General features: G+C 41.8%; 16 protein-coding genes. All 16 read left to right on the forward strand.

All coding sequences use genetic code 11. The features are described from left to right. Positions 1-26: 26 nt before the first annotated feature. The 16 genes from G587_RS0107605 (at position 27) to G587_RS24300 (ending at position 25,534) form a co-directional block, all read left to right on the forward strand. Positions 27-1,151, forward strand: coding sequence for a right-handed parallel beta-helix repeat-containing protein (locus tag G587_RS0107605; RefSeq protein ID WP_026491759.1), 1,125 nt, complete (start codon positions 27-29; stop codon positions 1,149-1,151). Between the two features lie 97 nt (positions 1,152-1,248). Beyond that, positions 1,249-2,046: a hypothetical protein gene (locus tag G587_RS0107610; RefSeq protein ID WP_026491760.1), complete on the forward strand. Its 798-nt coding sequence runs from the start codon at positions 1,249-1,251 to the stop codon at positions 2,044-2,046. Between the two features lie 28 nt (positions 2,047-2,074). Then, positions 2,075-3,949, forward strand: a complete 1,875-nt coding sequence (locus G587_RS0107615; RefSeq protein WP_026491761.1) for a DUF6020 family protein — start codon at positions 2,075-2,077, stop codon at positions 3,947-3,949. A gap of 47 nt (positions 3,950-3,996) precedes the next feature. Then, positions 3,997-5,535, forward strand: coding sequence for a glycosyltransferase family 39 protein (locus tag G587_RS0107620; RefSeq protein WP_026491762.1), 1,539 nt, complete (start codon positions 3,997-3,999; stop codon positions 5,533-5,535). A gap of 52 nt (positions 5,536-5,587) precedes the next feature. Beyond that, the gene (locus G587_RS0107625) at positions 5,588-6,562 is read left to right on the forward strand and encodes a glycosyltransferase family 2 protein (protein ID WP_026491763.1); all 975 of its coding nucleotides are present in this window, start codon (positions 5,588-5,590) and stop codon (positions 6,560-6,562) included. Beyond that, positions 6,555-6,989: a GtrA family protein gene (locus tag G587_RS0107630; protein ID WP_026491764.1), complete on the forward strand. Its 435-nt coding sequence runs from the start codon at positions 6,555-6,557 to the stop codon at positions 6,987-6,989. Before G587_RS0107625 ends, G587_RS0107630 begins: the two co-directional genes overlap by 8 nt. A gap of 10 nt (positions 6,990-6,999) precedes the next feature. Further along, positions 7,000-9,825 carry a right-handed parallel beta-helix repeat-containing protein gene (locus G587_RS0107635; protein WP_026491765.1) on the forward strand — a complete coding sequence of 942 codons (2,826 nt, stop codon included), beginning with the start codon at positions 7,000-7,002 and terminating at the stop codon, positions 9,823-9,825. A gap of 28 nt (positions 9,826-9,853) precedes the next feature. Continuing rightward, positions 9,854-11,701 carry an aminotransferase class I/II-fold pyridoxal phosphate-dependent enzyme gene (locus G587_RS0107640; protein ID WP_026491766.1) on the forward strand — a complete coding sequence of 616 codons (1,848 nt, stop codon included), beginning with the start codon at positions 9,854-9,856 and terminating at the stop codon, positions 11,699-11,701. Then, positions 11,698-12,945: a CDP-glycerol glycerophosphotransferase family protein gene (locus G587_RS21825; RefSeq protein ID WP_035786063.1), complete on the forward strand. Its 1,248-nt coding sequence runs from the start codon at positions 11,698-11,700 to the stop codon at positions 12,943-12,945. The genes G587_RS0107640 and G587_RS21825 overlap by 4 nt, the downstream gene beginning before the upstream one ends. Positions 12,946-12,997: 52 nt before the next feature. Then, positions 12,998-15,760, forward strand: coding sequence for a YidC/Oxa1 family membrane protein insertase (locus G587_RS0107650; protein WP_026491767.1), 2,763 nt, complete (start codon positions 12,998-13,000; stop codon positions 15,758-15,760). Positions 15,761-15,819: 59 nt separating this feature from the next. Then, on the forward strand, positions 15,820-18,171 hold the full coding sequence (locus G587_RS0107655) for a YfhO family protein (RefSeq protein ID WP_026491768.1): 2,352 nt from the start codon (positions 15,820-15,822) through the stop codon (positions 18,169-18,171). A 299-nt stretch (positions 18,172-18,470) separates the two neighbouring features. Beyond that, positions 18,471-18,749 (forward strand): flagellar biosynthesis anti-sigma factor FlgM, encoded by a 279-nt coding sequence (gene flgM, locus G587_RS0107660; protein ID WP_026491769.1) that lies wholly within the window; start codon positions 18,471-18,473, stop codon positions 18,747-18,749. Between the two features lie 211 nt (positions 18,750-18,960). Then, positions 18,961-19,482 (forward strand): flagellar protein FlgN, encoded by a 522-nt coding sequence (locus tag G587_RS0107665; protein ID WP_155829450.1) that lies wholly within the window; start codon positions 18,961-18,963, stop codon positions 19,480-19,482. 198 nt (positions 19,483-19,680) lie between these two features. Further along, complete coding sequence (flgK, locus tag G587_RS0107670) at positions 19,681-21,366, forward strand: flagellar hook-associated protein FlgK (RefSeq protein WP_026491771.1); 1,686 nt, start codon at positions 19,681-19,683, stop codon at positions 21,364-21,366. A gap of 101 nt (positions 21,367-21,467) precedes the next feature. Further along, on the forward strand, positions 21,468-23,324 hold the full coding sequence (gene flgK, locus G587_RS0107680; RefSeq protein ID WP_026491772.1) for a flagellar hook-associated protein FlgK: 1,857 nt from the start codon (positions 21,468-21,470) through the stop codon (positions 23,322-23,324). Between the two features lie 14 nt (positions 23,325-23,338). After that, positions 23,339-25,534 (forward strand): flagellin N-terminal helical domain-containing protein, encoded by a 2,196-nt coding sequence (locus G587_RS24300; RefSeq protein WP_051200883.1) that lies wholly within the window; start codon positions 23,339-23,341, stop codon positions 25,532-25,534. Positions 25,535-25,659 lie beyond the last annotated feature (125 nt).

Below are 25,659 nucleotides of genomic sequence, written 5' to 3' on the forward strand. Positions count from 1 at the left end.
TCTTATGAGGAATAGGAGGATATTTTATGAGGGATGTTAAAAGACTTGCAAAGTACGGAATGGCAGCCGCTGCCATGGCTTTTTCAATTATGCTTATAAGCCCGGTGCAGGCAAAGGCTGCATATCTGGTTAAACATAATGAGAAGTGCGTTCAGGAGGATGAGAAGAACTCAAATGACCAGAAGGCTATTCAGGAGGCACTGGAGAAGTATAAGGATATTAAGCTGGAATCCGGAAAAGAGTACTATCTTCAGGGACCTATTGATGCGGTTGATGGCGGAAGCATAGACGCTACAGGAGCTACAATCATCTGCCGTAAGGTTATTATTCATAACAAGACAGAGAGTAAGTCTATAGCTAATTTCAGCATTAAGGGCGGTACATGGAAGAGATCTAACAAGAGTGAGGCGGATGGATCTTCCTTCAGATTCCATTACGGGACTAATCTTAAGTTCACCGATATGACAATTGAGCATGCGAAGATGGAGAACCATGCTATTGAGCTGGTGGCATGTTCGAACGTTCTTATAGAGAACTGCAAGATTACCGGACAGGGAGATTATAGTAAGAAGAGTGTTGAGGAACAGATCCAGATTGATGTTGCTACTGAAAGGACAGCTCCATTCCTGAAAGATAAGAATTCAGGACTGTTAAATGGAACAGGCTGTAAGAATATAACAATAAATAACTGTGAGGTTACAGGCTGCAGAGCTGTTTGTGCTAACTATGACAAGAGCACTAAGAAAAATGCCAACAAATATCACAAGAATATAAAGGTTACCAATTGCACACTGACAGGTGAGTCTGCTGAAGGCCTGATGATTTTCAACACAAAGGGAATCACAGTAAAGAACAATACAATTATCAGTAATGCTCCAAAGTCAAGGAAATACTACTCGCCCGGACTTCACATTCAGGTATATGGAAACGGCAAGGGTGGATTTAATAAAGGTAAGGTAAAGGTAACAGGCAATACTATTAAGGGCGGAATGTTCGGAGCTTTCATTTCTGCAAACACAAGTAAGACCAAGTTTGGTAAAATCACCTTTAAGAATAATAAGCTCTACAGCAAGGCAGGGAAAAACAATGCTTATCACATTGATACCTACAAGAAGCTTACAGATAAAGGTAATAAGAGCAAAAAGTGGTAATCAATCAATGCTTTAATGCTGTATAATCTAGGATATAACAGAAGAGGGCAGCCAGAGAAATTTGACTGCCCTCAGTTTTTGAGGGGGATAGTAACTCGTGAGAAAAATGATCAGAGTATTTATTGCAGCGCTGATAATAGTGGCACTTATGCCCTGTAAGCATGTTAATGCTGCTTCGAAATTAGCTGACAGCCTGAATGACAAGAAAATAGTTCATGCCTGTGGTGGATTTAACGGTATAAGACATGCAAATTGTGAGGAGTCTCTTGTAGAAGCAATCGAATCAGGGAAGAAGGTCATTGAGATAGACTTTATGTTCACATCTGATGATGTGCTTATATGTGAACATGGCTTTTTGGGCTATGGAAAACAGGTTTTGTCCTATGATGAATTCCTGCGAAGGAAGCCAATGGAAGAAGGGACGGCAATGACAGCACGCAGAGCCATAAGTCTTCTGAAAAATACTGATATCAAGCTGATAGTAGATACTCAGGACCCAAAGCTCGTTAAGGTATATAAGGAGCTTCGCAAAATTTGTAAAAAAGAGAATGCAGAAAAGTATTTTAAGAATATAATTCCTCAGATATACTATGAGGGACAGTATAAAGAGATGGAGGCTTTTTATAAGTTTCCGGAATACATATTTGAAGCCTATCGTATCACAGGTAGCCCTAAGAAGGGCGGACATGCTGACTTTAAGTATTTCCAGAAGGTATGTAAGCGTCATAAAAAGATAAGATATATTGCTTTTTACAGTAGATTTGTGACAAAAAAGGCTGTAAAAATGTTTGAAAAATACAATGTCGGTGTTATTGCACACCCGGTAAACACTAAGTCTGACTTTAAGAGACTTAAGAAGATGGGTGTGAAAGCCGTCATGACAGATTTCTTATAATTAAGAGTCTTCGCGGAAAGGTATCAAAATGACAGAAAAGCTTAAAAAGTGGAACATAGGAACGGCGATTAGCGTGATCATTACTCTGGCTGCTATTACAATCAAGCCAGAGTATGATCTTAAAAATCATTTCCTTAAATACAGCTATCAGAATATCTTCGCCACGTTATTTGTAATAGCGTACGTGGCGTTTTTTTATGACCGCATTATGGATTTTCTGTCAGACAGGAAGAACAGAATAGTATGTATTATTATGGGGGCTTTTGCCGCTTTTGCGATTGTGGTGGGATATTCCTTTGATACTACCGGAAGTATAGATGTGGTCAGAGGGGCGCTGATTAAGAATGCTATAAGGTTCATGGCGCTTGGTTATGCCTTCACGACTCTTTTCGCTCTTGTTTTTATCAAGATAAATGACCTTTTGGCGTCGGGTGCATTTATGTTAAATACAGAGCGTAAGCTTAAGGGACTTTATAAGTCCTATATAGATATTCTTCATAAGAAGCCTTTTATTACAGCTGTTGTTACAGTTTTCATAATCCTTATTCCGTGCCTTATCGCAGCTTATCCTGCGATTTTCATGGGTGATACCAGAGTGCAGCTTGCACAGGCATTTAATTCATCTTCATATAATCACTATGATGTGGAGTATGGTGCTACCAAGCTGGATAATCACCATCCTCTTGCTCACACAATGCTCATGTATATCTGTGTGAAAATTGGTGTGGCTGTAACAGGTTCATGGAACGTGGGAATGTTCATATACACTCTGATTCAGTACGTGTTCATGCTTGTTTGCATAGGTTATGTAGTAAAGACCTTCGTTGATGAAAAGTTTGGGGATATTTGTTCAATTCTTTTCATGCTGTATGTGGTATTTGCAGGCGGTCATTCAGGAAGATATATATTCCTTGCCACAAAGGATATTATTTATTCAGGCTTTTTGATCTTATTTACAATCGGGCTTTACAAGGCTCTTAAGGAACAGAAATTTGGAAGGTTCATTTATATTGGCGGCATAGGTATGCTGGCGTTTAGAAAAGAGGCCTTCTATATCCTCCTTTTGACTATCGTATTATGCATGATTCTGGCACTTTTTAGTCGCAAGAAGCTGGCGCTGTTATTTGCTGGCGTTGTGGTTATCCATGTTATGTGGAATAACGTACTTGTTCCTGCTATGGGAATACATGCAGGAAGTACAAGAGAGGTCCTCTCACTTCCTCTTCAGATGACAGGAAGATATGTCCTTAATTATCCAGATGAAGTTACAGATGAGGAGAGGGAGGCGATAGACGCAATCGTCAATTATGAGAAAATTGCGGAAAACTATGATCCCAAGCACTCATCACCTATAAAGAATACCTTCAGGGAAGATTCGACAAAAGCAGACCTTATGAATTACTTCAAGGTCTTTTTCAAGATGTTCCCAAAGCATCCGCAGATATACTTATATGCGCTTATTGAGTTTAAGTATGAGCTGTTTTACCCCAAGGCCTTTAACAAGGCTACTTATCTGTACAGCTATTCTGCGAACCGCATGGAAAGAGCTAACGAATTCATGGGTGATGTGGGAGCTGACTTCCATTATCCCGATAATGCCGCATTGACTAAATTCAGAGATAGTCTGTGCGATGCAATGGTCAGATGGAATGGCTACCCTATAATCAATATATTTAATTCAGCTGCTACCTATGTGTGGTGGGTGATAATTGCATTTGCGCTTTCAATTATAAAGAAAAACAAAGGCGTGTTTATTATTACATTGCCCCTTATTGCCACAATTCTGTTTTGTATTTTGGGCCCACAGTCAGGTGGACATATCAGATATATGTATCCCCTGCAGATGGCGCTTCCGTGCATAAGTGCATTTTCACTTAAGCTTATTAAAGATGCATCCAGATGATGGCATAAACTTTTAATAGCAGACAATTATGAAAGAAACATTAGATTATGAAGATCTATGAAAAGATAACAAGAGCAGGCATTTATATTGTTTTTTTGATTTTACTTATCCTTTCATTTAGTAAAAAGGTAAATGTAAACATAGACGAGGTTTATTCCTACGGTCTTGCCAATCATTACGGTGAGAGAAGGATGTCCTTTGAGGATGGGATAAAGTATGTTCCTGCGGGAACGCCCTGGCTTCAATATGTGACAGTTTCTGATGATCACCGCTTTGATTATGCCAATGTCTGGAGCAATCAGACATCAGACGTACATCCGCCCTTTTACTATGTCATTATGCATACGATATGCTCATTTTTTCCCGGCAGGTTCTCCTTGTGGTTTGGAGGAGTGATCAACATTTTCTTCTGCCTTATAAGCCTTTTGGTTTTTGAAAAGCTGGTTGGAATTTATATTGAAGATACGCGGGTAAAGCTCATTCTGGCAGCAGCCTATGGGCTTGCACCTGCTTTTCTTAATATGGCCATGTTTATAAGAATGTACACCATGGCTATGTTTTGTACGCTTCTTTTTACATATTTCTATATAAGATATGTAAGGGGAGAGGATGGGAAAGGAATTCTTGCAGCCCTTACATGCACAGCAGTATTAGGGACCATGACGCATTATTACTGCATGATCTTTGTTGTTCTTTTGTCTGTCTCCTATGGAGTTTACAGCTTGTTTAAGCGTAAGTTTGCAGCTTTATTAAAATATACCGTATCAATGCTTGTGGCAGCAGGACTTTGTGTGGCTATTTTTCCCGGAATACTGGGCCACTTTTTTAACAGTGACAGAGGAGAAGAGACCATAAGTAATGCCGGAAGTGATTCGGTTCTCAGGACTAACCTTTGGAAGGATGTTTTATTGGTTACTAATGAGATATTTGGTAATCCCATTCTCTTATGCGGAATAGTCTTTGCAGTATTGCTGCTTCTTATAATTGGATATAAAAAGTGTGCAGCTAAGATAAATGCTGAATTTGTGCTTGTTTTTGTTGCTGTTGCAGGATACATGGTGATGATATCAGCTACAGCGCCCTATGCAACGGACAGATATTTCTTCCCTATATATGGCGTGTTATTTGCGCTTGTCTCTATTCCCTGTGCTAACGTTATAAAAGCTTATTTAAATGGTAAAAAAGCAGTGATAGTGACATTTGCTGCTCTTTTCATAATCACCTGCGCAGCATGGCGAAGCGTTAAATGGGACTATACAGAAAGCTATACAAAGGATTCGCTTCAGTGGGCAGGGGAGCATTCTGACCTGGACGCTGTTATGATTCATGGAGCCAGATTCAGGATGCACACATCATTCCTGGAGGCCTCTGAATATGCGTCCATGACACTGGTTGACCACAAGGAGCTTAGCGGACTGCCCAATACTTCTGAATTCGAAGACAGGGATTTCGTATTAATGGTTGCTGCGAAGGAAGATGACGAAGATTATCTGGAGGAAGTGATGAAAAGGTATCCGGGCCACAGCTACAGTAGGGTTGCCTACTCCGGATATCACTCCACATATTATTTTACTTGCAGTGAATAGGAATTCCTATTAATATAGAAATGATATTGTTTAGAAACAGGAGTAGATTTATATGAAGTTAATTATACAGATTCCCTGCTTTAACGAGGCTGAGACACTTGAGGTTGCGCTCAATGACCTTCCGAAGCACATAGATGGAATCGATACTATCGAATATTTGATCATAAACGACGGCAGTAAGGACAACACAGTAGAGGTTGCTAAGAACTGGGGCGTTCACTACGTTGTTAATTTCAAGAAAAATAAGGGACTTGCCAAGGGATTCATGGCAGGTCTTGACGCATGTCTTAGAAACGGCGCGGATATTATCGTTAATACGGATGCGGATAATCAGTATAACGGAGATGATATCGAGAAGCTGGTTCGGCCTATCATTGAAGGTAAGTCTGATATTGTTATCGGCGCAAGACCGATAGACCAGACTGAGCATTTTTCACCTCTTAAGAAAAAGCTTCAGCACTTCGGAAGCTGGGTAGTAAGAAAGGCTTCCAAGTCAGATATTCCGGATGCTCCCAGTGGATTCAGAGCATACAGCCGCGAAGCTGCCATGAGACTTAACGTGGTAAATGAGTATACATATACTCTTGAGACCATCGTTCAGGCAGGTCGTGAGAGAATTCCCATGGAGTCAGTGGACATCAGAACCAATGCTGAGCTCAGACCTTCAAGACTTTTCTCAAGCATGATGGGCTATGTTAAGAAGTCCATGCTTACTATTATCAGAGCATATATGATGTATAAGCCTCTGCAGTTCTTCTCAATCTGCGGATCAATTCCGTTCCTTATCGGATTTATTTTAGGTGTGCGTTACCTGGTATTTATTGCTCTTGGTGTAGACGGAGGACATGTTCAGTCCCTGATCCTTGCAAGCACACTTATGCTGCTTGGCTTTATGACCTTTATTGTGGGACTCCAGGCAGACGTTATTGCAGCTAACCGTAAGATCCTCGAGGATGTTCAGTATCATGTAAGAAAGCTTGACTATGACAAAGATACATCTGAGAAGAAAGATAAAGCAAATGATTGAAAAGATTTTTAAAAAGCTGGTAAACAAAGAAACAATACTATATACAATATTTGGCGTGGCTACAAGTGTTTTAAATGTAGCCATGTTTCATGTTTTGGATTTGCTGGGAATGGAGTACAAGCTGGCAAATCTGATCACACTTATTACAGTTAAGCTGGCAGCTTATATATGTAATAAAAACTTCGTATTTAAGAGTAAATGCAACAATTTTCTTGAGCTTGTCATGGAATTTGGACGCTTCGTGTTCTGGCGTGGCGCAACCATGATTTTAGATTATGTCGGCCTGATTTTCCTTGTAGAGATAGTTCATATGAAGAAGCTTTATGGCAAGATCATTGTAACTGTTTTTGTCATTGCGCTGAATTATGTTACAGGTAAAAAGCACGTATTTAAGAATCAGGTAAAAGAAGAGACAGATAACGTGTGAGGAGACTTTTATGAAGAGAATTTTGGCGGGAATACTTGCAGGAGTCTTGGTGGCGACCTGTGTTGGAACCGGAGATACTGCGAAGGCAATTACTGCTGAGGAGTTTTTTGAATCTGTATCTGATGGGAATGCACAGGATGAAACTACCGAAGAAGAGAAGAGCTCAGAGGAAAAGAGCGATTCTACAGAAGATGCAGATAAGCCGGAAGAAGATGCAACTAAGGTGTCTGACGATAAAGAAAATGCAGATTCTAAAGAAACAGAATCAGAGGATACAGACGAAGCCGTATCAGATGGAAATGCTGATTTTGCGGATGAGGATGATCCTGAAAAGGAAGTATCATCAGGTGATGCAGGAGATATAGAAGACTCTGATGATGACTTCGAGAGTGCCGCGTTTAAGTATGAGGAAGAGGTAGACGGATATCAGTTCGTACTTACCGCGGATGAAAACATTCTTCCTGAGGGCACAGAGGTTCAGATCGTGAAGCTCTCAGAGGAGGATGAAAAGCATATAGAGAACGATGTTCAGGATATGTCTAAGACTAACGTTATGGAGACAGAGTCCTTTGACATCAAGCTCTACGATGAAAATGGAGAGAAAATCCAGCCAAGAGACGGAAGTGTTCATATTTCTGTGAAGCTCCCCGAAGAAAAGGCCTACTCAATGGAGACCTATGGCGGTGGTGCGGAGTTTAAGATTTTCCATGTTCATGATGAGGATGAAGAGGCACTTCCTACAAAGGTAAATGAGGAAGATTCAGATATAGCCCTTCCTACAGAGGATGATACAGAAATTTATGTGGATGAGGAGGCTTTTGACCCCGAAACCCATGAGCTTAAAAAGGACAGCGTATTAAAGTTCTTAAATGCTGCTGTTCATGAGGAAACAGAGTACCTCAAGGAATATACACTTGAGTGCGATACTGACAGCTTCTCAGTATTCTCAGTTGCAACTGTGCTCAAGTACTCATACGACACAGTTGAGGCAGGCGGTGAGACAGTTTATAACCTTTCAAGAGCTGAGCTTAGTGGTAACTTCGGAGGCTGTGTAAATGGTGCCCTTTCAGATGCCTGGAAAGATTACAAGGCTGATAACTCAAGATTTTTCAGAATTGTGATCCCTTCAGGTACATATACCTTAAGCGGAGGCGTCCTTCGTATAGGAAGCAATACGACACTTGATATGAGCGGCGTTACTATTAAGAATAACAACGGCAGAATGCTCACAACGCAAGTTCTGGATGGTAAAAAAGGTGTAGGTGGTTATTCTGACTATCAAAACATCACATTGTCAGGCGGATGCTGGGATGCAGAGGGAACAACAAAGGTTCCGATAAGATTTGCCCATATGACAGGTCTTACAATGAAAAATGTTACCTTTGAAGATACAGCAGCTACCCATACAGTGGAGATTGGTGCCTGCAAGGATGTTCAGATAACAGGCTGTACCTTCCAGAACACCAGACATCCAAGCGGTGAGCTGGAAGCACTGCAGATAGACGTTATGCATGAGTATAGCTATTCCTCAGACGATAGTGAAGATTCAGATGATACAGGTTACACCATGAAGTATTATCCGGATCAGGTATATGATGATACCTGCTGCGAAAATGTCACCGTAACAGGCTGCACATTCCGCAACCTGAAGAGGGGCTTTGGCAGCCACGGAGCTCTTGTTGGTAAGTATTATTACAATAACATCACAGTTAAGAACTGTGTTTTTGATAACATTGAGAATACTGCGATCATGTGTACCATGTGGAAGGATTCCGTTATTTCAGGTAACACCTTTACAAACGTAGGACGAGGTGTGGATACAACTACTTATCCCTGGTATACACATTACCCTGATGATCATGAGAGTAAGAAGGCATTGGGATATAATGCCAACATCACTATTTCCTCTAACCAGTTTAGCCTTGGCGGAGCAGACAGAGACAGTGCGACTCTTGCGGCGATTCTGGTAAGCGGATATCACAGTTCAAATGAAGGTGATGATTATCCCGCAGGAACCTACACTCCTACAGGATTCACAATCATCAACAATACTGTAACCGGTTATAATGACTGGAATAATTATCACGAGGATAATGTTTACGCAGATGTTTACGTGCTCTATGCAAGGGGCGTAAAAATCGATAACAATGACCTCAGATATGGAAAGTACGGCGTTCTTGTTCAGAGTAACAGTGAAGCTTCTTCAGTAAACGGTAACAAGTTTTCAGAAAACGATGCTGCATCAATTGCTGTAAGAAACGGTGGAACAATCTCAGATATGCGTGATAATGCGCTTCTTGGAGCTGCTCCTTATGTACTTTATGCAGATAACGAGTCGACCTGCAACGGAACTATCAATGCTGACTTTAAGATGGGTGCCGGTGAAAAGGTAAACCTTAAGTATAAGGAATTACCCCATGTAACATCTGACCTTGCAAATATAGAAGGACTTAGATACAAGTCCTCCAAGAAGGCAGTTCTAAAGGGTGGTGGATCCAAGCTCAGTGCCAAGAAGAAGGGAAAAGCCATAGCGAGAGCTTCCTGGCAGCGCGGTAACGGCACTGTAAACCTGGAGATTTCAGTTCAGGTTAAGAAGGCGCCCACAAAGCTTAAGCTTGGTAAGAAAAAGATCACCATTAAGAAGGGCGATAAGTATCAGCTTACACCCAAGGTAAATACTGCATGTCACACCTATACTTACAAGTCTTCAAATAATAAGATTGCAAAGGTGTCCAAGAACGGCGTTATTACAGCTAAGAAAAAGGGCACAATTCAGATTACGGTTAAGACATATAACAATGTTACCAAGACCATAAAGGTAAAGGTTAAAAAATAAACTATCGTTTATGGAGGAGAGATAAGTAATGCAGGGAGTAATCTTAGCTGCCGGAATGGGTAAGCGCCTTAAGTTTTTAACAAATGACAATACAAAGTGCATGGTGAAGGTAAACGGTGTCACCATGATAGAGCGTGCGCTCAGGATTCTCGATAAGAAGCATTTGTCCAAGATAGTTATAGTTGTGGGTTACAAGGGAAAAGAGCTCATCGACTATATAGGAACTCTGGATATCAAGACGCAGATAGTTTTCATTGATAATCCTGTGTACAACAAGACCAACAATATCTATTCACTGGCTCTTGCCAAGGATTATCTTTGCGCAGAGGACACACTTTTATTAGAGTCTGACCTTGTATTTGAGGAAAGCGTCATCGACACTCTTCTGAACGATAAGAGGGAGAATCTTGCTCTTGTTGATAAGTTCGAGAGCTGGATGGACGGAACCTGTATGGAGCTCGATGATGACGACTGCATTACCAATTTCATTCCCGGAAAATATCTGCAGTTTTCAGAGAAGGATCACTACTACAAGACAGTTAATATTTATAAGTTCAGTGCATCCTTCTGCATGAATACCTATGTGCCCTTCCTTACAGCCTATGAGAAGGCCATGGGTGAAAATGAGTACTATGAGTCTGTTATCAAGCTGATTTCTCTCCTTGAGACAAAGGAGATAAGAGCTAAGAGGCTTGATGGCCAGATCTGGTATGAGATCGATAATATTCAGGATCTTGATATAGCTGAATCGCTGTTTTCAAATTCAGACGAGGAGCATTTCCAGAAAATAGCTGCCCGCTACGGCGGTTATTGGAGATATCCCAAGCTCCTGGATTTCTGCTATCTTGTTAATCCCTACTATCCTCCGAAGAAGATGATAGAGGAGATGAAGTCCAATTTCACAGAGCTTCTTACACAGTATCCTTCCGGAATGGCGGTTAATTCACTGTGTGCAGCCAGTGCCTTTGGAGTAAGACAGAACCATATCGTAATCGGAAACGGTGCTGCCGAGCTTATTAAGAGCCTTATGGAAAAGCTGCTTTCCGATCCGGAGATGAAGATAGGCTGCATTTCTCCGACCTTTGAGGAGTATCCTAACCGATTCGACAGAGACAGGATTGTGGGATTTGTATCTAATGCTCATGATTATCATTATACTGAGGATGATCTGATAGCCTTCTATGGAGATAAGGATATAAGTGCGCTGGTTCTGATAAATCCTGATAATCCGAGCGGTAATTACATCAGTAATGACGGTCTTATGAAGCTTATCGACTGGGCTAAGAGAAAGGGAATTATCCTTATTATCGATGAGAGCTTTGTTGATTTCGTAGATATCGAGGATGGCGAGGGGATCGAGAGCGTTACGCTTTTAAAGGAAAAGATCCTAGGATTATATGAAAAGCTCTATGTTGTAAAGAGTATCTCAAAATCCTATGGTGTTCCCGGTGCAAGACTTGGGGTGCTTGCCAGCCATGATGAGAAGACTATTGAATTTATCAAGAAGGATGTTGCTATCTGGAATATCAATTCCTTTGGCGAATTTTTCATGCAGATAAAGGAAAAGTACGATAAGGATTACTTTAAGTCTCTTGAAAAGATGAGAACTGCAAGAGCTTCTCTTATGAAGGAGCTTGCGGCAATTCCTTATATTACACCCTTTGAGTCACAGGCCAATTACATCATGTGCAGACTCTCTGATGTGAATTCAAGGGAGCTTTCCATGAGACTTCTCAGGGAAAATATTTTCATAAAGGATCTGACTCCCAAGATCAGGGACGGAAATCAGTACCTGCGTCTTGCAGTCAGAGATGAGACTGATAATAAGAAGCTTATCAGTGCTCTTAAGCGTTACATGAAGGAAAAGATGAAATGATGATGCCTTTATATATAGACCCCGGCACGGGAAGCATACTGTTTGCGGTGCTTATAGGTATTCTCGGGGCTATAAGATATGTTATAAGAATTGGAATAGTAAAGCTGAAGTTCATGATGAGCGGAGGCAAAAAGGTGGATAACGATGGAGAAGTCCTTCCCTTCGTAATCTATTCGGACAACAAAAGATACTGGAATGTATTTGAGCCTATATGCAGAGAGCTTGATAAAAGGGGAATGAAGGTTGTTTACATGACCCAGTCTCCGGATGACCCGGCTCTCAATAATCCCTACGAGAATATCAAGGGTGAGTTTATCGGTGAAACAAATAAAGCCTTCGTGAGACTGAATTTCCTTGAGGCTACAATGCTTTTATCAACCACGCCGGGGCTTGAGGTTTATCAGTGGAAAAAGTCCAAGGGCGTAAAGCATTACTGTCATATCCTGCACGCAGCGGGAGAGGTTGTGCTCTACAGAATGTTCGGAATCGACTATTATGATTCCCTGCTTTTATCAGGTGAGTATCAGGTTGATGAGGTAAGGCAGCTTGAAAAAATGAGAAATCTTCCGGAGAAGGAGTGCTACGTAGTGGGACTTCCTTACATGGACGAGATGGTTAAGCGTCTTAAGGAGAGCGGCCCCAGTGAGCCTCATGAGAGAACCGTTCTTCTTGCTCCTTCATGGGGACCGAGCGCTATTTTCTCAAAGTTTGGAGGAGATATCATAGGTAAGCTCCTGGACACAGGGTATCACGTTATTGTTCGTCCTCATCCCCAGTCCTTCGTATCCGAGAAGGAAATGCTGGATAAGATCATGGAAAAGTATCCTGAATCCGACAGACTTGAATGGAACAGGGATGTCGATAACTTCGAGGTATTAAAGAGAGCAGATATTCTGATCTCAGACTTTTCAGGTGTTACATTTGATTTTGCACTTGTTTACGATAAGCCTATCATCTATGCGGATACTGAGTTTGATACCGCGCCATACGATGCATGGTGGCTTAAGAAAGAGGTATGGACTCTCACAGCTCTTCCAAGAATCGGAATGAAGCTGGAGGAGAGCAAGATGGATTCTCTTAAGGAGATGATCGATACCTGTATCGAGGATCCTAGGTTTGCTGAGGGAAGAAAAGAGGTCAGATCAGAGACCTGGTGCTACTACGAAGAGGGCACAAAGAGGACTGTGGACTGGCTTATGAATAAGTATGAGGAGCTTACAAAGGAGAATGCAGAGAACGCCTGACCGGGCGCTTTGCATTTGATGTGAGCTTTCGAATTAGAAACAGGAAGTAAAAATGAGTATTTCAGAAATAATATACACATTGCTTATCAGACCACTCAGAGTTTTTTTTGAGCTGGTCTTTATAACTGCCAATAAGGTGATCGGTAATCCCGGCCTTTCAATAATCGCGCTGAGTCTCGCTATCAATTTTCTGGTACTGCCTCTCTATAAGAGAGCTGACGCAGTTCAGGAGGAGGAGAGAGACATCGAAGCTAAGCTCCATGACGGCATTGCTCATATAAAGAAGACCTTCAAGGGCGATGAGCGTATGATGATGCTTCAGACCTACTACAGGCAGAATGATTACAGACCGACAGACGTTTTCAAGGGATCCATATCACTATTTCTTGAAATACCCTTTTTCATTGCTGCATATCAGTTTCTGTCTAATCTTTGGATTTTACAGGGAGTTTCATTTGGTATAATTTCTGACCTTGGAGCTCCGGATCAGCTTATAAAAATCGGTGCACTTGGAATAAATCTTCTTCCGATTCTCATGACCGGAATTAACCTTGTTTCCTGTGCGATTTTCACCAAGGGCTATCCCCTTAAGACCAAGGTTCAGCTGTACTCAATGGCGGTGTTTTTTTTCATCTTTTTGTATGATTCACCATCAGGCCTGGTATTTTACTGGACTCTGAACAATCTGTTTTCACTTATAAAAACAATTTTCTATAAGCTTAAGAATCCCAAAAAGGTGCTCAGCATCCTTTTTGCGGTTATCGGAGCAGTGACAGCTGTTTATGGTGCTGCCTTCTATAGTAGCGATAATATGAAGCACAAGGCTCTTATCGTTGTCCTGGGCCTTGGCTGCATGGTTCCGCTTTTCGTGATGCTCCTTAAGAAGAAAAAGGCTGAGCTTGTGAAGGCTAATAAGGATCAGCCCAATGCAAAGCTTTTCTGGGCAGGTGCTCTTTATATGGTGGTGCTGGTGGGACTTGTTATTCCTTCAAATGTTATAAAGTCATCACCCCAGGAGTTTGTGGATCTTAACTATTACGTAAATCCTCTGTGGTATATAGTCAGCTCCTTCTGCCTGGCTGCAGGTGCTTTTGTGATATGGATGGGAGTTTTCTACTGGCTTGCAGGAAAAGAGTTCAGACCTTTCTTTGATAAGCTGATCGTAGTTGTAAGTGCTGTTGCTACAGTTGATTACATGTTCTTTGGAAATAATCTGGGAACCCTTACTGCCGATCTTGAGTATGAAGAGGGCTTTGAGTTTTTATTATCAGAGAAAATGATAAATTTCGGAGTGGTGCTGGCGGTTATTGCAGTTTTCATACTGCTTGTTAAAAAGCTTCCCAAGCTTACAGCGTCTGTGGTTTCAATAGCGGCACTTGCCCTTGCTATCATGTCAGGCAGCAACATGGTGAAGATTCAGGAGTCTGTAGCGCAGCTCGCTGATGATGTGGCATACGCCAAGGCAGATGTGCCAAGCTTTAGCTTAAGTAAGAACGGCAAGAATGTTATCGTTATCATGCTGGACAGAGCCATGAATGCTTACATTCCCTATATTATGAATGAAAAGCCGGAGCTTAAAGAGGTTTATTCAGGATTTACATATTATCCAAATACAATTTCCTTTGGACCCTGCACCAACTTCGGATCAGCTCCGATTTTTGGTGGTTATGAGTACACTCCTGAGGAGATGAACAAGAGGGATTCCGAGCTTTTGGTGGATAAACAGAATGAGGCACTTAAGGTACTGCCGGTTCTGTTTGATGAAAATGACTATGATGTAACTGTTATAGAGCCGCCCTATGCGGGATATCAGTGGACACCTGACCTGTCAATCTATGATGAGTATCCTGATATTAAGGCATACCATGCGGCAGGTAAGTTCATACCTACTGAGCAGAAGGAGGACAGCATCGAGAGAAGGAAGGAAGATTTCTTCTGCTACAGCCTTATGAAGGCTAGTCCGCTTTTTGCACAGAATTCACTCTATAACAGTGCTAACTATAATAACTATGCTGATCCTGCAATTCCGGGTAAGCAGAAGAGACACAAGGCGCACGCAGCAACCGGAATAAGTGCAAAGTGTATGGATCATTACACTGTTCTGGAGAATCTTACGAATATAACTACTATAACGGAAGAGGGTAATAACTTCCTTATGATGTCTAATGACACGACTCATGAGCCTATGCTGATGCAGGAGCCTGAGTATGTGCCCGCTGCAAATGTGGATAATACCGAGTATGATGAGGCTCATGCTGACAGATTCCTGGTGGATGGAGTACAGCTCCATGCAGAAAAGGGTTGGCTCCTTGCTCATTATCAGACTAATATGGCTGCTCTTTTGAAGGTGGGTGAGTGGCTTCAGTATCTGAAGGATGAAGGTGTTTATGATAACACAAGGATCATCATTACAGCTGACCACGGAAGAGCTTTGGAGCAGCTTGATAATCTCATCCTTGATGACGGAAGTAACTGGATGCTTGATGCACAGTTCTATTATCCGCTTTTACTTGTGAAGGACTTTGACGCTGAGGGAGAGTTATCAACCTGTGAGGATTTCATGACAAATGCTGATACGCCCACCATGGCAGTTAGCGAAATTATTGATAATCCTGTGAATCCCTTCACCGGTAAGGAAATCAATAACGATGAGAAGTTTGCCCATGACCAGTATGTGCTTGCATCTCACCTTCATGATGTGGGAGCTAACTGCGGAACACAGTTTTTACCTGATATGTGGCTCGCTGTCCATGATGATATGAGGAAAAAAGAGAACTGGAAGATAGTTCAGGATAGTTCTACAATGCCATATTAAGCTTTTGTAGTGTATAATATGCAATGGAAGAGGAGATAAATCTTTTGTTGGGGTAAGCTATGAAAAATGGTTGCCAGTTGGAAAATAAAATAGATCATTCTGATTTTAAGAAAAAAGCTGCTATTACCGCTTTAATAGCGGCTTTTTTTGCTGTGCTTTTGTTTATGGCGCTTTGCGTAGTGCTGCATATTACGCCCTTTGGGGATAAGACCTTTTTGTATGAGGATATGAAGCAGCAGTACGTGGATTTCTTCTCATATTACAGCAATGTTTTTCATGGGAAGGATGGATTTTTCTATTCTGATAACTGCGGACTTGGAGCTAAGATGCTTGGAATATGGGCATATTATCTGACAAGCCCCTTTCTTTTGATGTTCGTGCTTATTCCTGATAGCTATTATCCTGTGGCTGTAACCTTCCTTATTATGTTAAAGCTTGCGGCCATGGCTGGAACTGGTTCGGTGTTCTTTTCATATATTTCTGATAAGTTTCCTGTTGAACAAGAATTTGGAAGAGTAAAGAGACAGGATGAGAATGGTTGGGCAAGTGGACTTTTTAATTGTATAGGCCTTTCTAATATCATAGCTTCTGTTGCTTTTGCATTTAGCGGCTGGATGATTGCAAACATGACTAATATCATGTGGCTTGATGCAGTGATCATGATGCCGGTGGTGCTTATCGGGCTCTTTATGATGATGCGTGACGAGAAGAGAGGACGAATTATTTATGTCGTCTCTGTCATGATCATGGTGGTGATGAATTATTATATTGCAGCTATGGTGCTGATGTTTGTGGGATTACTTGCATTTCTGCTGTGCTTTGGCGGCATTTATGAAAATGGGATCAGGAGGTTTTTTGAATTTATAGCTGCAACTTTAGGCTCGCTCCTTCTTGATGCCTGGTTCCTGATTCCAACTGCGATGTCTCTTATGGGCAGCAATAAGGACCACTCAGGCAAAATGGCAAGTGCGTTTGCTAAGTATCTGCCATCCTCAGAGGCAATCGGAAAATATATCTCTCCAATTGCTGTTCTTCCAAAGCTCTTTAGCATGAGCTATGATTCCTTGGAAATCATGGAAGGGATGCCTAATATCTATTTTGGTGCAGCGCTTATTATTCCCTGTGTTTTGTTTTTCTTTAATAAGGCTATTGGCAGAAAGACCAAGGTGCTTATGGGCATTTACCTTTTGGTGATAATGATGTTTTTCTGCATTAAGCCGCTTAATACCCTGGCTCACGGAGGAACGGAGGCCTATGGGTATCTGTACAGGTATTCCTTTGTTTTTTCCTTTGTGTGCGTGACTCTTGTTTATTTGAATCTTGTGAACTACAAGGGGATAGATTTAAAAGGAGTGCTTATATCAGGTGGAATTGCGGTAGTTTTATTTGCGATTGCATTTTTATCAAAGCCTGGATTTATTGGAAATAAGGCATGGGTTGTTAATGCTGGTGTTTTGTGCGCAGTTGAAGTGCTGCTCATTGCGCTTTCTTGTGGCAGGAATATTGTTAATATGGGCGCTCTTGCTATCTTGGCCATTGTCTTTGCTGCCGATATATCGATGAATTTTATATGTATATACAGAAATTCATCAATGAATGCGGAGACAGAAACAGGCTACATGGCTAAATGCGAGGAGACGAGGGCTACTCTGGAGGATATTAGAAGCGAAGAAGATTATGCATTGGGAATGGAGTGGTATCGTATAGAATCTACTTCGCCCAGAACTCCTAATGATTCTTTGCACTTTGGGTACCCTGGAACCACAACCTATAATAGTCTTCTAAAGGTTGAGAACCGCCTTTTCATGTACAGGCTTGGCTTTAATGACAATGGTCTCTATACCATGTATGAAGAGGGTAACACCAGATGCGCCGATGCTATTCTTGGTATCAGATACATTATGAATGGTGTTGATTATGAAAAGAGGGAGGCTCTTCCAGCAGAGTTTACTACAGGGGATAAGATTCCGGAGCTTTTAGAGTGCATTGAGGATACAAAGAATCCCTTTGAAGCCCAGGAGATGTTGTGGAACAAATTTACCGGAAGAGATGATGAGGTATTTAAGGAAGCTGAATGCCTGCAGCTTAATGAAGGAGATAATGAGGCGGATGATAAGGGTTCTGCCGATACATGTATATATGAGATACATCCGAAGATAAGTGGAAAGCTTTATTTCTATATGAACCGCGACACTAGAGCTGACAGATCACTTGAGATATATGTGAATGGAGAGTTCACTAGCGGCTATGGTAATGCTTCCTGCCAGAAGGTTCTTGATTTTGGCTACTTCGATGAAGGAGAAGCAGTAACTCTGGAAATAAGAGCAGCGGATGGAATAGAAGGTCTTCCTGATGGAATGGTTGTTGTGACTGAGGATTTAGGTATTCTTGAGGGTGTTTTCACAGACTGAACAAAATTCTAAAAAAAAAATAAATTTTTTTTTGAAATAGGGGTTAAGTTTTCTAAAGTGCTGTCCGATATTATTATCGGTGGGGAAGAAATGACACAACACCTTGGGTTTTCTAAGGAGACACTACAAGATAGGGTATGCCGGGATGCCTATCCACAAGATAGAGTCATTCGGGGGAGCATTTAGAGGTAGAGTTTAAAATCAATTGATTTTTTTTCATAAACCCTCTAAAGTAAATAGAAAATACGCCGATAAATGTAGTAGAACTAAAGAAATTCTCCAAGGAAGGAGGAAACGATATGCGTATAGAAGCTTACAGCCAGATTCAGCAAGTTTATGGCACCAGCAAAGTGAATAAGACCGCTAAGACTCAGAAGACAGGTAATGTTTCTGATTCTCTGAAGATTTCTTCAATCGGAAAGGACATTCAGATTGCTAAGCAGGCTGTGAAAGAGGCTCCGGATGTCAGGGAGGACGTTACGGCACCTATCAAGAGTGCAATTAAGAACGGAACGTATGACGTTAGCGGAGAGGATTTTGCAGATAAGCTCCTCGCTAGACTCAGCGAATCTATTTGAGAAATATGAAAACATTATATAGAAACTATTAGAGCCGGCTTAATCAAACGGTTTAAGCTCCGATGGAAATTAGGCAGGCTCTATATCTATGCCCTTTTTTGGGACAGTCACCTGACGAGGTATTTACGAGTCTGGTGAATGTGCCAGGTCTGGCGAGCGAAGCGAGAGCAGACCTTCCTTGTTGCTATAGTTATTTAGCGAGGTAATAGACATGGCTAGCTTATTGCAGAATCTTGTAGACGTTCTCGACAGAGAATGTGCATTATATGAGAGACTCCTTGATTTATCAGGAAAAAAGACGCCTGTTATAGTCGAGAGGGACTTAAAGAAGCTTGCAAAGATAACAGAGGATGAGCAGGCGGTGGTTTCCCTTATTTCTGCAGTGGATAAGGAACGTGAAGCAGTAATGAACAGCATTGCAGAGGTAATCGGAGAAAAGGGCAACGATCTTAAGCTTACCGATCTTGTAAGGATGCTTAATTCAAGACCTAATGAACAGAGAAGTCTGGCAATCCAGAGAGATAAGCTTAAATCAATATCAAGCAATGTCCAGAGAGTAAATGATCAGAATCAGATTCTTCTTCAGAGCTCTTTGGAAATGGTGCAGTACGAGATGAATATAATTCAGTCTGCAAGGCGTGCGCCTGAGACTGCCAATTATACGAGACATGCAGGCACCAGAGGCGACCTCATAGCGGTAGCACCTATGGGACGCTTCGATGCGAAGCAGTAAAATTTTTTGAGACATTTAAAATCGAGTGGGACCGTGTATCCTGCTCGATTTTTTTTATGGAAATTCCGCACATTCGTAAGGAATTCCTGATATTTTTTCATTTTAATTCTAAGAAAACCCCTTAATTAGCCGATAAAGAATATGAAGAGCTTTGTGTAAAGGCTGAAATCAGCTATTTGATATATACGAGGTAAGTACATGGCATCTTTAATGGGAAGTTTATATATTGGAGCTTCTGGACTTCAGACATCACAGAATGCGCTGAATACCACATCTCACAATATGGCCAATATAGACACGGAAGGCTATACAAGGCAGCAGGTTTCACAGGGCACTCGCCCCTACATCACCACTGAAAAGGATTTCAGAATAATTTCCTGGAAACAGACCGGACTCGGCGTTGTTTACAACAATTGTAAGCAGGTCAGAAGCCTTTTCCTTGACCAGAGCTACAGGCAGGAAACAGGCAGAGAGTCCTTCTATGACGTGTCAGTAACAACCCTTGAAGAGATCGAGGATCAGCTTCAGGAAATGAACGGCACAGAGTTTGCAGAGTCCATGAATAACCTCTGGGTTGCAATTCAGGAGATGAGTAAGAACCCTACAAACGCAGTCAATCAGAGCACTCTGGTAACAAGGGCAAACGAGTTCATCACAAGAGCAAAGAGTGTATATGAAGGCTTTACTAATTATCAGGACAACATGGATCTCAAGGTTGCGGATCTGGTGGAAGAGATAAATGACATCGGCGACAGAATAAAAGAGCTGAACCTGGAGATAGTTAAGATAGAATCCGGACATCAGGAGCATGCAAATGACCTTCGTGACGAGAGAAATCTCCTCCTGGACAGACTTGGAAAGCTTGGAAGAATAAGCTATTACGAGGATGTTTTCGGAAACGTACTTGTACAGTATGAAGGAACACAGTTCGTAACTACAGATCATGTAAATCACATGGCATGCGACAATGAGCTTCCTGCAGATAAGGGCGGAAGTGCTGTTGGATATAACACTCCTTATTGGGAGTTCGCAGCGAAAAAGGAATACGATGAAATAAGAGGCGAATGGGTAGTTACTGATATCAGAGGTGCAAAGGTATTCGACCTTACACAGACCGTATCCACAGCAATGAACACCGATATCGGACAGCTTCGCTCAACTCTTCTTGCAAGAGGTGACCATCACGCCAACTATCACGATATAACAGAGGACGCTTCAGGACAGTATTACAACACAAATATAGCTCAGTCAGTAATCATGAATGTAGAAGCAGAATTTGACCAGATGATCAAGAACATCTGCACAGCAATAAATGAAGTGTTCGAGAACGCCGAAAGTAATCCTGTTACTCTTGGAGAGGCAGAGGGGAAAACTTCAGATTACGATCTTTTCACAGTATTAAACGAAGAGGATTGCCTCAACTATGATATCGATGATGAGCACAAGGCAGGAACAGTAAGAAAAAGCTACATGATCACAAACCTGGCAGTTAATTCAAAATATCTTGAACTGCCTACAACAATGACATTCCTTCTTGCAGATGGAAGTGAGGATCAGGATGCGGTTGAAAAGCTGAAGGCCACTTTTACTACAGCAAAGTATCTGATCAATCCTAACGTGGCAACAAAGACAGACTTCGTTGGATATTACAATATGCTGGTTTCTCAGGTGGCTAACTCAGGTGAGGTTTACAAGGGAATCAGATCCAATCAGGAGCTTACGGTAGATGCTGTATCAAATGCAAGAGAGCAGATAGTTGGTGTATCAAGTGATGAAGAGCTTGAGTTCATGATCGAGTTCCAGAATGCATTTAATGCATCCAGTAGATATATAAATGTGGTAAGTGAGATGCTGGAGCATGTAGTTACGGCACTAGGAAGCTAAAATACCTGACGAGGTATTTTCGAGTCTGGCATTTTAGCATTCTTCTGGCGAGCGATAGCGAGAGCAGAAGTTCCTTTGAAAAAGAAGTAAGGAGATAACATATGCCTTCAACATTTTTCGGATTAAACATAGCTGCATCAGGACTTAGAGCGGCAAATGCAGCACTCAACACAACTGCAAATAACATAGCTAATGCCAATACTGATGACTACAGCCGTCAGAAGGTTGATCAGAGAGCATCGGATGCACTGAGAGTTTTCACAACTTATGGATGTGCCGGTGCGGGTGTTGATACCATCGCTATTGAAAGAGTTCGCGATGAGTTTTATGACGTAAAGTACAGAACTAACGAGACACTTCTTGGAAGAGTAACTCAGCGCAACTACTTCAACCAGCTGGCTCAGGAGTACTTTAAGGACGATGGAACAACCGGATTCTCAAGTCTTTTCACCAAGATGCAGTCAGCACTTCAGGATGTTATGAAGGCATCAGGAACAACTGAGACAAAGGCTACATTCGTATCATCGCTGTCACAGATAACAGATTATTTTAATCACATGTCTGAGTCATTGCAGCAGCTTCAGAACGATATCAACCAGGAAATAAAAATGAGCTGCGATACCATAAATTCCTACGCACAGCAGATCTGCTCCCTCAACGAACAGATAAATGTCATCGAGATGCAGGGATCAAGGGCAAACGAGCTTAGGGATCAGAGAGATGATCTTCTTGATAAATTGTCAAAGATTGTCGATATAGATGTTAAGGAAACGAAGGTGGTAGATGCCAGCAATCCTGAGAGAGAGACCGGTGCCACAAGACTTATAGTAAATATCGCAGGACAGCAGCAGTTACTGGACGGATATGCTTATAAAAAGCTTATCTGCATCGCTAGAGAAGCAAATGAAAACGTTAATCAGAGCGATATAGTCGGACTTTACGACATCAAGTGGGCGCCCGCCAACTATAAGGAGGGTGATAACACAAGTAAGCTCGATGTATTTGATCTTGATAATAAGCTTATTGGAGGAGAGCTCCAGGGGCTTATCGATATGAGAGATGGAAATAACAGCTTCTACTTCAGCGGAGAGGTTCAGGATTCCATCAAGGATTCAAAAACAGGACTTACAACAGTTACCATCAAGGTTTCAGACCCGAACCTTATGGATATGACAAAGTGTACACTTCCTCAGGCAGGAAAAATCGAAGTGGCAAGTAAGATATATTCCTACGAGGAGTGGCAGTATGACGGCGGTGATACCTACACCTTCATACTTACGGCAGAGAGTACAAGATCCACAACACCTCCTAAATACAGGACAGCAACTGTTGGCGCTGATTTTTCATACCAGGGAATTCCATACTACATGCAGCAGATGAATGAGTGGGTAAGGAAGTTTTCCGACAGAGTTAACGACATCATGGTTAAGGGCTTCACAGCGGACTCTCAGGAAGGTCAGTACATACTCTCCGGAACCAGCGATATGGATTCCAGCGCACAGTTTTCATACCCGCAGCTCACATCACTCTCAAACAACAAGGGCTATTACGAGCTGACAGCAGGTAACTTCATAGTAACAAGAGAGCTCAGAGCTAATTCAGATCTTCTTGCAACCAAGATGGATGTCACAGAGGGTGAATCAGAGTACAAGAATATCGAAACCCTTGGAGAGTTCTTTTCAAAGGAAGATATATTCCGAGGCGCAACAAGCGGTGAGTTCCTTGATAAGGTACTTGGTGATGTGGCACTTAACGCCAGCAACTCAGAGACACTGGAGGGTACATACACAGCCCTTGAAAAGACCATCGGCAACCAGAGACTTTCAGTAATGGGTGTTGATGAGGATGAAGAAGCATCCGCACTTGTTCAGTACGAGCACAGCTACACGCTTAACTCCAAGATGATAAATACATTAACACAGGTCTATGACAGACTTATCACCCAGACGGGCGTATAAGAAAGGGATTTACCATGAGAATTACCAACAAGATCATGAACAATAACTCACTCTACAACATCAATAACAACAAGGTCGCAGAGGATGAGGTCAACACACAGATGGCTACCGGAAAAAAGATAGCCAGACCCTCCGATGACCCGGTTATTGCCATCAGAGCTTTGAGACTTCGCTCAACAGTTACACAGCTTGATCAGTATTATCAGAAGAATGCGAAGGATGCAAAGAGCTGGATGGATGTTACAGAGGATGCGCTTTCAACTATAACTGACGTTTTGACAGATGCGATCAGTATAGCAAACAGAGGCGCGAATAAAGATCTTACCATGGCAGATTTAAATACTCTGGTAACACAGCTTAGCGCCCTGTCAAAGGAATACTATTCCACAGGAAATGTGGACTATGCAGGCCGTTATGTTTTCACAGGCTTCCGCACAGATACCACACTTTCATACGGAAAGCCCACAACTGAGAATTTCACGGATATAAATGATGAGTTCAACGCAGCTGATATCAGCAGATCCTACAGAACCCTGAATATGCAGTATCTGGATGCCGGTAATGTGCTTGATGCTACTACACAGGGCAAGTATGCAAATGAAACCAAAGAGGATGATATCCGTCAGGTGGATATAGGAAGAATAAGATTATCCTATGATGATCTGGATTATACAGTTGGCGATGAGAATAAGGCAGCGCTGAAATACAGGGAAAATCTGCCGCAGGAAGCTACATCATCCATAACTGAGACAGACCTTACATATTTTGATCTCAAATTCGTCAACGAAGCAGGTGAGGAGCAGATAGCTTATGTTCCCCTGTCTGACATATATACGGTTACAGTAGGAAACTATCAGTGCACCGCAGAGCGCGCAAGCATTACACATCCTGAGAGAGGATACATCATCAATGTAACTGATCTTACAACCTTTGATATGTACCAGTTCGAGGTAAGTAAGGATGGAGTTCTCACAGATGGCGACGGAGACGGACAGGTAGATGTTCCGACAGGTATAAAAAGTGCAGTTGTATCTATGCAGACTACAAGCGTATCTACACTGGCATTTTCAGATGAAGACGGTAACAACGAGACAACGGTTCCGCTTCTTGGACCTGTTGGGCAGCAGTACAAGATAGATGTAGATAATGATTTCGTAGCCACAGTAAACGGTGACGGAACATATACAATTGAAAAAGAGACATCCCAGGATGAATATGAAAACAGGACTAAGACAGTTCTTGAAGTGACTGCAAACGGAAGTATGCATTCATCCTATAAGGAAACTACAATAGTTATAGATACAGATCATATTATCTATTCAACATCCACAGAGGATGAAATAGATGAAGCCTACAGACAGCTTAAGGGTGAATATGCACCTAAGAGGAAGGCTTATAACTCCGGAAACGAAGGAGATGATGAGCTGGCATTTGAAGAAGCCTATGAGGAGTTCAGTAAGACCTATAACAACATGGTTTATCTGAATGCGAAAACAGGAGAAGTCCTTCTGAATGATTATCTCTATGATAAGCTTTCAGCACTTCCTTTTATCACAAACTCCAACACTGTTGATGTGGTCTATGATAAGAAGGAGTGGCAGGAGGGTGACATCAGACCTCAGAACCTGTTCGCATGTGTCGATGGAGACGGTGTTATTTACAATGGTGGTAATGCACCTCATGAGATTCAGTACGATGTGGGATATGCTCAGAAAATCACCATAAATACAGCAGCTACATCAGTTTTCTCAACCACGATAAAGAGAGATATATTCGATCTTGAGCAGATAGCAGCTAATATCAATCTGGTAAATACAACACTTACAACTCTTCAGGATAAGCTTGCAGGACTGACCGATAAGGACGAGATAAGCGTAGTACAAAATGAGATAGATGCCTGCAAGAAGGCTTATGATTATCTCAGACAGAACATCCAGGAGGAGTTCGAGCACAAGATCACAAGCATCCAGGTAGCACTTGATAAGGCAAATGTGGCAGTAACTGATAATGGTACAAGAAGTAAGAGACTCGAGCTAATAAATACAAGACTTCAGGATCAGAACACGACCTTCAAGTCATTGCAGTCTGATAATGAGGATGCTGATCTTGCAGAGACAGCAACCAATCTTGCAACAGCACAGCTGACCTACCAGGCAGCACTTATGGCAACAGGTAAGATTTCAAAAGACAGCCTTATGAATTATATTTAATAAATTTTTAATGGTAATTGGTTATCAGGTTCAAAACCATTTGGCTTGCAAAAAACCGTTAATTTGTTACAATAATTAATAACAGAAAGTTCGAGGAAAATGCTGAAATTCAGCATTCACATATT

This window comes from Butyrivibrio sp. XPD2002, from assembly GCF_000423945.1.
GTDB lineage: Bacteria > Bacillota > Clostridia > Lachnospirales > Lachnospiraceae > Butyrivibrio.

Coding starts and splice junctions, on each gene's coding strand:
- G587_RS0107605 (WP_026491759.1), top strand. CDS start 27: ATGAGGGATGTTAAAAGACTTGCAAAGTACGGAATGGCAGCCGCTGCC.
- G587_RS0107615 (WP_026491761.1), top strand. CDS start 2,075: ATGACAGAAAAGCTTAAAAAGTGGAACATAGGAACGGCGATTAGCGTG.
- G587_RS0107620 (WP_026491762.1), top strand. CDS start 3,997: ATGAAGATCTATGAAAAGATAACAAGAGCAGGCATTTATATTGTTTTT.
- G587_RS0107625 (WP_026491763.1), top strand. CDS start 5,588: ATGAAGTTAATTATACAGATTCCCTGCTTTAACGAGGCTGAGACACTT.
- G587_RS0107630 (WP_026491764.1), top strand. CDS start 6,555: ATGATTGAAAAGATTTTTAAAAAGCTGGTAAACAAAGAAACAATACTA.
- G587_RS0107635 (WP_026491765.1), top strand. CDS start 7,000: ATGAAGAGAATTTTGGCGGGAATACTTGCAGGAGTCTTGGTGGCGACC.
- G587_RS0107640 (WP_026491766.1), top strand. CDS start 9,854: ATGCAGGGAGTAATCTTAGCTGCCGGAATGGGTAAGCGCCTTAAGTTT.
- G587_RS21825 (WP_035786063.1), top strand. CDS start 11,698: ATGATGATGCCTTTATATATAGACCCCGGCACGGGAAGCATACTGTTT.
- G587_RS0107650 (WP_026491767.1), top strand. CDS start 12,998: ATGAGTATTTCAGAAATAATATACACATTGCTTATCAGACCACTCAGA.
- G587_RS0107655 (WP_026491768.1), top strand. CDS start 15,820: ATGAAAAATGGTTGCCAGTTGGAAAATAAAATAGATCATTCTGATTTT.
- flgM (WP_026491769.1), top strand. CDS start 18,471: ATGCGTATAGAAGCTTACAGCCAGATTCAGCAAGTTTATGGCACCAGC.
- G587_RS0107665 (WP_155829450.1), top strand. CDS start 18,961: ATGGCTAGCTTATTGCAGAATCTTGTAGACGTTCTCGACAGAGAATGT.
- flgK (WP_026491771.1), top strand. CDS start 19,681: ATGGCATCTTTAATGGGAAGTTTATATATTGGAGCTTCTGGACTTCAG.
- flgK (WP_026491772.1), top strand. CDS start 21,468: ATGCCTTCAACATTTTTCGGATTAAACATAGCTGCATCAGGACTTAGA.
- G587_RS24300 (WP_051200883.1), top strand. CDS start 23,339: ATGAGAATTACCAACAAGATCATGAACAATAACTCACTCTACAACATC.